Origin of the sequence: Bifidobacterium sp. ESL0790, assembly GCF_029395435.1 — a bacterium.
Classification (GTDB): Bacteria; Actinomycetota; Actinomycetes; order Actinomycetales; family Bifidobacteriaceae; genus Bifidobacterium.
On sequence record NZ_CP113915.1, the window covers coordinates 1,678,520 to 1,691,184 of the forward strand.

Here is a 12,665-nt window from a genome sequence, read left to right on the forward strand (position 1 = left end):
GCAGACCAAACAAAAAAGGTCAATTGTTTTACATAAATGACACGAAAAATAAGGGGTGTAACTTGAAAAGCCCAATATGATGGGCGTCACATTATCTTCATGCCGACAGCGAAATCAGTAGTGGATGATTTCGTGCTGGGCGACCTGGGCGGCGGTGTAGGTCTTGGAGTAGGTCTTGCCGTTCATCACGCTGCCGCACTCCGAGGTCTCGACCGAGCCGTCGGGGTTGATCTTCTCGATGATGGCGACGTGGCCGCAGGTCGGATCCGTGCCGTCCTGGCCGGGGGCGAAGACCATGATGTCGCCGACATGGCGGGCGGTGTTGTCGACCCAATAGCCGAGGGCCCTGGCCGAGCTGCCCCACATCGCGCCGTTGCCCATATGCGAGCCGGCGGGAAGGCCAAGCTGGTGGCGACGCACGTAGACCCACCAGGTGCACTGGCTGAACTCGTAGGCGTTGCCGGTGTCGCCCGTGTCGTGGTTGGGGTTGAACCCAGCGGGGAGAAGGCCGGCGTCCTGATCCATCAGGTCGGCCACCTTGGGGTTGTTCGCCGCGGATTTCGACATCATCGCGACATCGAGGGAAGTATTGGAATCACCGAGGTCCCAGGCACCATAGTTGCTGGTCTGGGCATTGTGGCCGTTGACCTGCGTGCCGTTGAGGGAGGCGCGGTCCTCGGAGCGCGAGGCGGCGCCGGCGGCCCTGATGTTCGAGGTCGTGGTCGGGTCGGCCACAGCCATGCGCGAGCGGTTGACCCCGCCCAAGGCCATCGCGGCCGTGGCCGTGGTGCCCACCAAAGCGGCCAACGAGGCCGAGACCACCGCCGCATGACGGCGGCTCTGGGCCTGGCGCTCGATGCGGATGGAACGACGGGTGGGGGGAATGATCTCGTTGATCTTCTCGGCGACGGCGGCATCAAGCTCGACGACCGCGCCATCTGAGGCCATCGCCTCGGCGCGACGCATAGCTTTCGCAGAGTGCGCGGCGTGGCTGGACTTCGACATCAACCCTGATATCGACAGACCGCCCAAGCGTCCGTGCGCCTTGTGCGCTGCATGCCCCATACGTTTAACTCCTTGCGAATGCCGTCCACATTCTTCAACACTTGATAACAAGTTGGCACGATACCACATGCCAACCGCAACAAACCAAGCAATGTAAGATGCATCACTTACAACAGTCCATTATTCTACCCGACCGGTCGAATTTCCAAAAGGCTCGATTGTGCCGCAACGGCAGCAATAAGGGGAAAACAACGAAACCCCCGGCGTGTCACTTTTTCACAATTTCAATACAAACTGCAAATGCATTACAGAACGGCTTTCGCCGACGGCTTGACGCATCACATTTCCGCTTCGCGACAACGCTTGACGTCGCCCTAGACCTGCGTGCAGGCGTAGACGAACGACCCCGTCGGCGAGGCCTCCGACCGCCTGCGACCGGCCCGCGTCGGGCTGCCTCCGGCCACGCTGATCGTCACCCTGCCATCGCTGGCCGGCACGAAGATGGCGTCGCCCTGGCAAAGCACCCGCTCCTCCTTGGCGCTGGCGCAGGCCACCGAGCCTTCGGTGCAGACGATGATGCGCGGGCCGAAATGCCGCGGCGCCCGGCGGCTGACCTGTGGCAGCTCGTCGTAGCGCTGGGTGATCTTCTCCCAGACCGGCCAAGGCCTGCGCCCCGAGCCCACGCGTCCATAGGCCAGGGCGAACTCGCTGATGCGCGGGCGGTAGAAAACGCGGTTGCCGAACATGGTCCCAAGGTCGGCGAAACGGCTGACGGTGGGGTTGACGGGCGCGCCGCACGAGCAGTCGAGGCTTTTCATGAAATCGGGGATGTCCTTGCTTTTCACGGTCATCCCGGCGCGCAGCACGTTGTCGGAGTTGGTCATGATCTCGATGCCGGTGCCGCTGATATAGGCGTGCGGGGTGCCCGCGGCGATGAACACCGAATCGCCCTCCTGCAGCGAGACCGGGTTCATCATCAGCAGCGCCAGCACGCTCGGGTCACCCTCGAAGGTCTGGCAGGCGCGCAGGGCGTTGTCGAACGCGAGTGTGGAGCGTGGGTCGGAGACCGTGGCCCGGGCCTTGCGCAACGCGGGCTCGAGGCCGGTCTCGGAATCGGCGGTGACGGCGGTGTGGAAGGCGCGGAACACCCGTTTGCGCGACTCCGGCCACACCATCGCGGCGATCGGCATCATGGCGTCGGCCGCCGCAAAATCGGAGGCCTGCGTCACCGACGGCCCTCCCCCGGTGCGCTCGCTCGGCGCCTTGGTCAGCGCGCGGACCATCCGCTTGGCCACAGGGTGGTCAACCAGCGTGAGGTTGGCCAGCATGAAGGCCGGCGAGGCGAAACCGACGGAGGCCTCGAAGGGCTCAAGTGCCACCACCATCTCGTTCTTGGCCACGGCGTCCTTGAAGGCGCGGTCGGGGTCCTCAATCGGCCGGCCGAGCGCGGTCTCGAAATTGAAACCGGCGCGCGCCTCGAAATCGACCGGATGGACCTGCAGCGAAAGCGGGGTGCCCGCCGAGATCACCTTGAGCAGATATGGCAAGACCGGGCCGAAACGCTCGGAACAGCGGGTGCCCACCATCGCCTCGGGGTCGCTGCGGATGAGGTCGGTCAGGGGCGCGCGCACGCCTCCCCCGAGATCGACCATCGAGGGCCACTGGGCGTGTCCGCTGAACCACATCTCGGCGATGGGGCCGCTCGCCGGCTCGGCATCGCCCTCGTCAAGTGCTAAAACGTCGGCGAACATGGACTGCAGGCGGGTATGGGAGCCCCACGCATATCGCTTGACGACCGGATGGATCGGATACACGCGCGCTCCTTTCTTGGTGGCTCCGCTGTTGGTTCCTTTGTGGTTCCGTTTGGCGACGATAGCCCCGACACCCACCGGAAGCGGGGACGCCGGGCCGCGTTCATCGTTCTAAGCCTACAGTCAAGTCCCAAGGTTAGCCCCGGATACTAAAATCGTCGATATGAAGCTGACCCCAATCATCAACCCGGACGTATGCAAGCCACCGCCAAAGCCGGTGCGCGTCGACCTGCGCAAAACGTTTGCGATTGTGACCAGCTGGTGGCTGATCGCTCTGGCCGTCACCGTGGTCCTGCTCATCTGCGGGTTCAAGGTGCTCGAGGCGCTCGTGTTGTGCTCCTCCGGGGTCATCATCGGCGTGTTGCTGCTTGTCTGGGAGCATTTCGACCGCTGGGACTATCGCAGGCTCGGCGCGGATTAGTGCCGGTTCCGCAGGTCGTTTGGCTTGCAATTCAGTTCGCAATAATTCAATATTCAGTATGTGACATCCGTCATCAACGACGGCCCAAAACGTAACGATATCCAATCAAACCAACCACCGAGACTCCTCCGGGACGACCGACCACAGCCCATCACAACGAGACGAGGAACCATGCGAGTCATCTACAACAAGGAACTGGAAGCGGTGGCCGACGACCTGGAGCACATGACGACCAGCGTGCGCGACGCCATGCACGGAGCGGGCAAGGCACTGCTCGACGGCGACATGGAAGCGGCGCAGAAGGTCATCGACGGCGACGAGGCCATCGACGAGCTGGAGAAATCCGTGACCGACCAGTGCGTGCGGCTTCTTGCACAGCAGAGCCCGGTGGCCACGGATTTGCGGGTGGTCGTCGCCACGCTGCGGCTGGCCTCCACCATCGAACGTATGGGCGATTTGGCGCAGCATATCGCGCAGACCGCGCATCGAGCCTATCCCGACTCGGCCTTGCCGGACGACGAGAAGACCCGTCGCATTTTCACCAGCATGCGCGCGCTGCTCGATGTCACCGCCGACCGGCTGCCGGGAATGCTCGCCGACCGCGACACGACCTTGGCCCAGCAGGTGATCGCCGACGACAACAAACTCGATGAGCTGCACCAGGAATCCTTCGATCTGGTGCTTGACGACTCCTGGAAGGGCACGAGGCAGCAGCTCATCGACGTGGTGCTGACGGCGCGCTTCATGGAGCGGCTTGGCGACCACGCCGTTTCCATCGCCCGCCAGGTGGTCTACATCGTTTCCGGCTTCGACCCCAGCAAAGAGCCCCGCGACCTCGACGAGGAGTGAGCGCAGTCGCTTCTGCTGCTAACCGGTCAATCCTGCTCCAAAACGTACGTTTCAGGGGCAAGAAACATACGAAAACCAGCAGGATTGACAGGTTAGCAGCAGTATTGACCAGCCAAGGACTGCAGCCACCTGCAGGCAGTGGCTTCAGCTGATTCAAAAACAAAAGGGTCCTTACGACACGAAATCGTAAGGACCCTTTTGTGAACAACCAGAAACTTACTTCTTGGCCTGGCCCTGTGCGGCGACGGCCGCGGCACCAGCGGCGGCGGCCTCGGGATCGAGGTACTCGCCACGGGGCTTGATCGGCTTCATATCCTCGTCAAGCTCATAGACCAGCGGAATGCCGGTGGGGATGTTGACCTTGGAGATCTCCTCGTCGGTCAGCCCGTCGAGCATCTTGACGATGGCGCGCAGCGAGTTGCCGTGCGCGGCGATCAGGACGGTCTTGCCGCTCTTGAGCTCGGGGACGATGTCGGACTCCCAATAGGGGGTGACGCGCGCGACGACGTTGGCCAGGGCCTCGGCCTCGGGCACCGGATCGCCGGCGTAACGCGGGTCGTGGTTCTGCGAGAACTTGTCGTCGGGATCGATATCCGGCGGCGGGGTGCCGTAGGAACGGCGCCAGATCATGAACTTCTCCTCGCCGTACTTCTCGCGAATCTCGGACTTGTTCTTGCCCTGCAGCGCGCCGTAGTGACGCTCGTTGAGGCGCCAGCTACGCTTGACGGGGATCCAGAGGCGGTCGGCCTCGTCGAGTGCGTAGTTGGCGGTGTTGATCGCGCGACGCAGCAGTGAGGTGAAGACGATGTCGGGCAGGACGTTCTTCTCTTTCATGAGATCGCCGCCGTGCTTGGCCTCTTCGACGCCCTTCTCGGTGAGCGGGACGTCCACCCAGCCAGTGAACTGGTTTGTTTTGTTCCATGCGCTCTGGCCGTGCCGGAGCAATACTAATCTATATGACATGCTTCAAGTCTAGGCGGTCAATGGGACGGACGGGCACCAAAATTGTGAGCGTTCACATAGCGTATTGACGCAAACTATACGAAAGCGTCAGGCCACCACGCAAAGCACGATGACAGCCCGACGCTCAAAGCCCTGCAAGGTCCGTTACCAAGACCTACAAGAACCTCGTAGTGAAACCCCGCAAAGCCTTATAAGGCCAACGAAAGCTCCATGAAGATGAAGACGAGCGAGAACAGCAGCACGGTCATGCTGCACATCGGCAGGGCCTTGACGAAATTGCCGGCATTGACGCTTTGCACCATGCCGACCATCGCCTTGACGCAGACCGCCGCGACCAGCAAGGCGAGCACGGTCAGCACGATGCCGACGAGGCTGATGGCCCACGAGCGGCTGATGACCTCGTACAGCGGCACGAAGGCCATGACGATGGTGATGGCGAAGGGCACAAGGTAGGTGACGAAGAGGACCGTCTTGGCGTTTTTGTATCCCAGGCGCACACCCAGCGTCATCTTGCCGCTGACCTTGTCCTCGTCGACGTCGCGCAGGTTGTTGACCATGAGGATGGCGCACGAGAAGAGGCCGCAAAGCACCGCGCCGAGCACGCCTTCGGAGTTGATCTTGCCCGCGAGCACGTATTCGGTGCCGAGCACGGCGGCCAGGCCGAAGAAGAGGAAGACGCCGACCTCGCCGTAGCCCGCGTAGCCGTAGGGGTGCTTGCCGCCCACGTAGAACCAGCCGGCGAGCAGGCAGAGCACGCCGAGGATGAAGAAACCCCAGTAGCCGGTGATGACGATGGCGGCGATACCTGCCAGGCAAGCGATGAAGGCGTTGACGCCGGCGGCGGCCAACACCTGGTGAGGGGTGACGAGGCCGGAGACGGTGAGGCGCTGCGGTTTGGCGGTCTTGGCTTCCGTCTCGCCACGGCCCTCGTCGGTGCCGCGGATGCCGTCGGAATAGTCGTTGGCGAAGTTGGCGGCGATTTGCAGGAAGAGCGCGACCAGCACGCAGAGCACCGAAAGCAGGGCGAAAACGGACCATGATGAATCGGGGCCAGGCAGTCCGCCAGCCACGCATCCGGTGGGTTGGGGCGCCACGGCCCCGCAGGTGACCGGCGCCTTCACCAGGCGATATCCGGCGGCGATGCCCACCAGCACCGGCGCGATTGAGGCCGGCAACGTCTTCGGACGAAGCCCTGAAACCCATAGCGACATATTCTTCAACTGACCCACTCCTGTACTTGCTGCTTGCTGACTTTCCAGCGGCCTCCGCCAATGTTGAGACTGGCGGGAACCCCCAAGTCACTCGAGTAATTGCCACTGTATGCCACGCAAACTACATCGGGCACGGGAACCGGAACGGGCACGAGGCAATCATTGAATTTTTGCGGCAGGTGGCGTTCATCGTGCGAGTTTTTGGGGAACCGTCTGGGATTTGAGTAGGCAAACGATGATATGTGGATGGCGGCTTATCACGGCATCACACGTTGCACAGAGCCAGATGGGAGGCGATATATCGATATATGAAATGCGATATGCAACAAACGACAAACGAAGCGTACTGAGATGTTGTGCACGAACGCAACGTGGGCCCGCCTTCGGTTAGAAGACGAGCCCACGGTTTCCGATTCATGCGGCGGACTCACGCGATGAGGCGCGAATCACGCAATCAATAACTTGCGCTTAGTTGAGCGGCTTGACCAGCGGGAAGGTGATGGTCTCGCGGATGGTCGCGCCGGTCATGGCGATCAGCAGGCGGTCAATGCCCATGCCCATGCCGCCGGTCGGAGGCATGCCGACGCCGAGCGCCTCGAGGAAGTCCTCGTCGATGTCCATCGCCTCGACGTCGCCGGCAAGCGCGTCCTTGGCCTGGTCGACGAAGCGCTGGCGCTGCACCACCGGGTCGTTGAGCTCGGAATAGCCGGTGGCCAGCTCGAAGCCGCGCACGTAGAGGTCCCACTTCTCCACGACGCCCTTCTTGCTGCGGTGGGCCTTGACCAGCGGGCTGGTCTCCACCGGGAAGTCACGCACGAAGGTGGGGGTGACGGCGCCGAGATCGGCCTCGTAGAAATGCTCCCAGAGGTGCTCGATGAGCTTACCGTGGTTCTCCACCTCGTCGCGCTCCACGCCGAGCTTGTCGGCGATCGCGCCAAGGTGCTCCACGGAGGTCTCGGGGGTGATCTCCTCGCCAAGGGATTCGGAGAGGGAATCATACATCGAGATCTGCTTCCATTCGCCGCCGAAGTCATATTCGCTGCCGTCGAGCAACGTCACCTTGGTGGAGCCGAACGCGTCGATGGCCGACTGCTGGATGAGCTTCTTGGTCAGGGCGGCGATGGTGTCGTAGTTGCCGTAGGCCTGGTAGGCCTCGAGCATGGTGAACTCGGGAGCGTGCGTGGCGTCGACGCCCTCGTTGCGGAAGTCGCGGTTGATCTCGAAGACGCGCTCGATGCCGCCGACCAGGCAGCGCTTGAGGAAGAGCTCCGGGGCGATGCGCAGGAAGAGGTTGATGTCGAAGGCGTTCATGTGGGTGATGAACGGGCGGGCCGCGGCGCCACCGTGCACCGTCTGGAGCATCGGGGTCTCGACCTCGAGGAAGTCGTCCTTGGCGAACGTGTTGCGCAGCGAGGAGACCACCTTGGAGCGGCGGCGGACCATGTCGCGGATCTTGTCGTCGGCGATCATGCCGATATAGGGCTTGCGGGTGCGGGTGTCGTCGGAAAGCTCCTTGTGCAGCGCAGGGAGCGGCTGGAGCGCCTTGGCGGCGATCTTCCACTCGCTGGCGAAGACGGAGAGCTCGCCGGTCTTCGAGGCGATGACGCGGCCCTTGAGGAAGAGGTGGTCGCCCAGGTCGACCAGCTGCTTGAAGGACTTCAGCGAATCCGCGCCGATCTCCTTCTTGGAGATCATGCCCTGGATCGTGGTGCCGTCGCCCGCGGCGAGCTGCACGAAGCACAGGCCGCCGCCGTTGCGCAGGAAGAGCACGCGGCCCGCGATGGCCACCACGTCCTCGGTCTCCTGGCCGGCCTCGAGCTTGCCGTCATACTTGGCGCGCACCGCCGGAATGGTGTCGGTGACGCCGACGCTGACGGGGTAGGGATTGATGCCATCCTTGAGCATTTGGGCGCGCTTGGCCACGCGCATCTGCACCTGCTCGGGATGTCCTTCCGGGCCGAACTGCTTGTTGGTCGGGTCGATGGCGTCGTCGAATGAGGCGCCCCCCTCAATGTTTTTGGCGATCTGCTCGTCTTGTTCCAAGAGCATCTGAGCATGCTCGATGGTGGACATCTGCTGGCCTTCGGCCTCTTCTTCTTGCCGGTTTTCCCCGGTCTCTTTGGTTTCACTCATACTTCACGAGTGTACCGAGCAGCCCCGATACAGGAGGCCGGGGTTCCTTATCTCGGAAGGATAATCATAGGTAGGGTTCGGTGAGATTTTCGGAAGGCGGATTTGCGGTTGGCTCGTACGGGACGGACGCGGACTTTGCGCGAGGCACGTCACGGAACGCGTGCGGGAGACGTGCGGGAGACGTGCAGGGCATTGTCGCGTCAGGAAGTTGACGCCACCCTCCCCCGCAAGCCGCGATATCACGCCGAAAACTATAACTGCAATACAAATAAGGACCTGCCTCCCGACACGCATGGTGGACTCGTCCCCAGGTTGGTTGTATGATGATTGCTGTTGTTCATCGGGCTGTAGCGCAGCTTGGTAGCGCGCTTCGTTCGGGACGAAGAGGCCGCGAGTTCAAATCTCGCCAGCCCGACCAACTTGAAACCCCTTGATTTTCGAGGGGTTTCGTCATGTCAGGAACAATGTTCCCGTCTTGTGTCTGCCGAAAAGTGGGATATAGGCCATTCCATGGTGTTTGGTGTCGTTACGACGTCACTACGTTATTGCGTCACCGCACCACCATCGCGATGCCGTTGCCCCGCAGCGTCACCCTATACAACGCGTCTAGTCCGCCTAGCCTGTCCGCCAAATCGTTCGAGCGTGAGTTGAGTTTCACGAATCGGTAGCTATATAGCAGCTATATATAGGTAACGCCTGGAGGTATACGCAGGCCGAATTTGGTGAGCATACGCCGTGAGGAAAGAAGTAGTATGCCTGACCTACAATCGCTACGCTTCACAAAACACTTTGGCGACGCGTGCGGATTTGACACGGACGGGCAACACCACGGCCATAACCGCAAAGAGCCACAATAACCATAAATTCACCATATTATCCATAAAGGAACGAACTTGAAAAAGAGTCTGCTCGCGCTTGCAGCCGGGGCATTCACCTTCGGCGCCGCCGAATTCGTGATGATGGGCATCCTCCCCCAGGCCGCCCACACCATGCACGTCTCCATCCCCACCGCCGGAAACTTCATCTCGGCCTACGCCATCGGGGTGTGCGTGGGCGCGCTGATGCTCGTCTTCGGGCGCAAGGCCGGACCGAAGCAGCTCATCATCGCTTTCATGGTCATCGCGCTGGCCGGCAACGCCTTCAGCGCGCTCTCGACGAACGCGCCGCTGCTGATCGCCGCACGCTTCATCTCGGGCCTACCGCACGGGGCGTTCTTCGGCACGTCGGCGCTCATCGCCAAAACGGTGGCGAAGCCGGGCAAGGAGGCCCAGGCGGTCTCGCTGACCGTCACCGGGCAGACCGTCGCCAACATGCTGGGCGTGCCGGCGGGCACCCTCATCGCCGAACACCTCTCGTGGCGTCTGGCGTTCCTCATCCTCGCCGGGGTGGCCGCGCTGACGATCGTACTGGTGCTCGCTTGGGTGCCGCAGATCACACCGGTGAAGGACACTGGCATCATCGGCCAGTTCCGCTTCCTTGGCAAGCCCGGGCCGTGGCTGATCCTGGCGGCGGTGTTCACCGGCAACACCGGGATTTTCAGCTGGTGGAGCTATGTGTCGCCGTGGCTGCAGCGCGTGGGCGGCTATTCCTCCGGCATGGTGCCGCTGTTGATGATGCTCGCCGGGTTCGCCATGGTGGTCGGCGGACTTGCGGGAGGCCAGCTCACCGATCATTGGCGTACCGCCGGCACCGCTGGGCTTGGACAGCTCTTCTCCGTCATCGGCCTCGCCTTGGTCTTCCTTGTGCCCGGCAACCGGGTGAGCACGGCGATCCTCACCTTCGTGGTCGCCTTCGCACTCTTCTTCATCTCCACCCCGCAGCAACTGCTGCTCGCCGAGGCGGGCAAGGGCGGCGGCGAGCTCATCGGCGGCGCGGCGGTGCAGATGGCCTTCAACCTCGGCAACGCCGTGGGATCGATGGTCGGCGGGTCGATGCTGACGATTTCGGATATGGACTACCACTACCCCGCGCTGGGTGGCGTGCCGTTCGCCGTTGTGGCCGTGGCACTGCTGGCGGTCTATTCGCTGCGTTATGAGACCCATACCGACGCGCTTGAGCGTTTGCAGCCGGTGGAGGTCTGAGACGGGCGCCGATGAGCTGGACAGGGCTGAGCTGGAAGAAGCACGGACATGGAATGAATATGGACGAAAAGGATGTATCTGCTTTCGTTCGTATTCAGCCGGATTCCGCAACGTCCGACCAGATTCAGCAAAGGAAGAATTGAAGATGGCGAAGTCAGGGACGGCGCATTAGAGTGACTCGCATGCGATTGTTCAAGCGCCTGATTCCTCCGACCGCCATATTCGTGGCGTTGCTGGCGGTTTTCGCGACGCTGGGAGCCGCGATGACGCCGGATTGGCAGGCGGAACCGTTGCGGGAACACGTCTCCGTTGCCTCGTCGCAAACGACCATCCAGGCACGTGACGTTTCGAGCCCGCAGGAAGGCACTTACCAGGTTTCGACGACTTCGATGCGTATTCGGCTGACTGACAAGGTGACCATCAATGCGGTCGTTCGCTCCCCGCTCGGGGCACCGGGCAAACGGCCGGCGGTGCTGTTCATCCACGGGGCGGGCACCGGCAAGGCCAACGAGGTCTATGGCGACATCGCCTCGGCCATGAGCTCGGCCGGCATCGTCACGCTCGTGCCCGACAAACGACTCGACACCTATGGCACCTTCCACCGCGACTATTACGCGATGGCGCGAGATTACTTGGTCTCGCTCAACACCTTGCGGGCGCTGCCCAACGTCGACGCCTCCAAAGCGGGCATCTATGCCGAGTCAGAGGGCACGTGGGTCTGCGAGGCGATGGCCGGCGACGACCACGCCATACCCTTCATGATTCTGACTTCTCCCCCGGCGGTCTCCGGACGGCACCAGATGGCGATGGCCGGCAACTCCTATCTGGCGGCGGTTGGCGCTCCACCAAGGCTTCGGCACGCTGTGGATTCGTTCGTCAGCTTGGATTTCGCGCCAATCGGACCTAATTATGCGGACTTCCCCGCCGACCGCTATCTCGACCGCCTGAGTATGCCGTTGCTGGTCAACTACGGCACCGACGATCTGGCCATGCCCATCGAGCAAGGCGCGCAAGACATCGCCACGGCGGCCAAGGGTGTAGGAAACAGCAATGTGACCGTGCGCTATTACCAAGCCAATCATCAGATGCGTGTGGGAGCCTACACATCGAAGCCCGGTTTGCCGCTTGAGCAGCATTACACGCACGACCTTGAGGACTGGACCAACGCCGTGGCCTCGGGAGCCTCGGCCTCCGACTGGACGACGCCGAAAGTCGCCGGAACGCAGCCGCGCCAACGCTTTGCCGTCCCCACCACGATCAGACCAGGCCTCATCTCGACTCTTCCGGCGCTGCTGGTTTTGCTCGTCTTGGTGTTTCTTTGCCCGCTGGTGGCGGGAATCTGGGCAATCGGCATCGCGATTGGCAATGCATGGGCCCGGCATCGCACTGGCGAATCTGGGACGAACAGGCTCGGAACAGACGGTGACGCATACTGTGCCGGATACGATGACCACAATGATGTTCAGCACCATAACAGCGAGCGCCACCATCTTCGGCTTCCGCATAAACTCGCCGTCGCGCTAGGCGCCAACGGTTTCATGTCAGTCGCCGGTGTCGTCTCGTTCGCCGCGTATGTGGTCATGGCGGCACGAGACGCATTGAGCCTGACATACCAGAGCACCCCACTCACTGTCGGTTGGATTGTGCTGCGTCTCATACCGCTTGTCGATATCGCGTTGCTCACCTGGCTGATCTTGAGCCTGTGGCGCACACTCCGTCACCGCACCTCGCCGGACATCGCTTCTGCAGCGGAGTCTACGTCTGGTTACGTTTCCAGCAGCACGGATCAGGCATGGTTCTCTACAAGCAATTCCGCGTCTAGGCATGAACAAGGGGACGGCGACCCCACTTTCAAGCCCACCGGGTTCCCAGAAAACAGTTCCATGTTTAGGTATGAACACCGCAACTACGAACACGAGAATCACAACCGCGGCGAAATCGTCAAGCCGAAAGACGCAACATTCGGTTTCTCCAGAACAGCCGTCATCGTGCTGTGCGCGCTTGGATCTCTCCTGTCGCTGACGTTGATGGCGTTCTTCGGACTGCTCACTTACTGACCCGAGATGCACACATCCCCACTGTTTAATTTTTCCTATCTCTCATACCCAAACCCCTTTCTCATATCCAGACCCCTTCTGAATACTTCAGTGAGTTTGCCGATGGTGATTTCGCAATCTCTCCTATCCATACC

Annotated in this window: 9 protein-coding genes and 1 tRNA gene; 5 read left to right on the top strand and 5 right to left on the bottom strand. The window is 61.8% G+C overall.

The features are described 5' to 3' along the window. Positions 1 to 114: 114 nt before the first annotated feature. Complete coding sequence (locus OZY47_RS06260; protein WP_277177489.1) at positions 115 to 1,065, bottom strand: CHAP domain-containing protein; 951 nt, start codon at positions 1,063 to 1,065, stop codon at positions 115 to 117. A 314-nt stretch (positions 1,066 to 1,379) separates the two neighbouring features. Further along, positions 1,380 to 2,819 (bottom strand): mannose-6-phosphate isomerase, class I, encoded by a 1,440-nt coding sequence (gene manA / locus OZY47_RS06265; protein WP_277177491.1) that lies wholly within the window; start codon positions 2,817 to 2,819, stop codon positions 1,380 to 1,382. A gap of 160 nt (positions 2,820 to 2,979) precedes the next feature. On the opposite strand from manA, the gene OZY47_RS06270 reads away from it, so the two are divergent. Beyond that, on the top strand, positions 2,980 to 3,237 hold the full coding sequence (locus OZY47_RS06270; protein ID WP_277177492.1) for a hypothetical protein: 258 nt from the start codon (positions 2,980 to 2,982) through the stop codon (positions 3,235 to 3,237). 171 nt (positions 3,238 to 3,408) lie between these two features. Continuing rightward, a complete protein-coding gene (gene phoU, locus OZY47_RS06275) occupies positions 3,409 to 4,086 on the top strand; it encodes a phosphate signaling complex protein PhoU (protein ID WP_277177493.1) in 678 nt (225 codons plus the stop codon). A gap of 216 nt (positions 4,087 to 4,302) precedes the next feature. Here the strand turns inward: phoU and OZY47_RS06280 are convergent, their stop codons facing one another. From OZY47_RS06280 to lysS, 3 genes are all read right to left on the bottom strand, one after another. Further along, complete coding sequence (locus OZY47_RS06280; protein WP_277177494.1) at positions 4,303 to 5,049, bottom strand: phosphoglyceromutase; 747 nt, start codon at positions 5,047 to 5,049, stop codon at positions 4,303 to 4,305. A 188-nt stretch (positions 5,050 to 5,237) separates the two neighbouring features. Further along, a complete protein-coding gene (gene menA, locus OZY47_RS06285) occupies positions 5,238 to 6,260 on the bottom strand; it encodes a 1,4-dihydroxy-2-naphthoate octaprenyltransferase (RefSeq protein WP_277179194.1) in 1,023 nt (340 codons plus the stop codon). A 468-nt stretch (positions 6,261 to 6,728) separates the two neighbouring features. Further along, positions 6,729 to 8,393 (bottom strand): lysine--tRNA ligase, encoded by a 1,665-nt coding sequence (gene lysS / locus OZY47_RS06290; protein ID WP_277177495.1) that lies wholly within the window; start codon positions 8,391 to 8,393, stop codon positions 6,729 to 6,731. Between the two features lie 341 nt (positions 8,394 to 8,734). On the opposite strand from lysS, the gene OZY47_RS06295 reads away from it, so the two are divergent. From OZY47_RS06295 to OZY47_RS06305, 3 genes are all read left to right on the top strand, one after another. Then, positions 8,735 to 8,811, top strand: a tRNA-Pro gene (locus OZY47_RS06295). 475 nt (positions 8,812 to 9,286) lie between these two features. Beyond that, the gene (locus OZY47_RS06300; protein WP_277177496.1) at positions 9,287 to 10,474 is read left to right on the top strand and encodes an MFS transporter; all 1,188 of its coding nucleotides are present in this window, start codon (positions 9,287 to 9,289) and stop codon (positions 10,472 to 10,474) included. 182 nt (positions 10,475 to 10,656) lie between these two features. Next, positions 10,657 to 12,531: an acyl-CoA thioester hydrolase/BAAT C-terminal domain-containing protein gene (locus OZY47_RS06305; RefSeq protein WP_277177497.1), complete on the top strand. Its 1,875-nt coding sequence runs from the start codon at positions 10,657 to 10,659 to the stop codon at positions 12,529 to 12,531. Positions 12,532 to 12,665 lie beyond the last annotated feature (134 nt).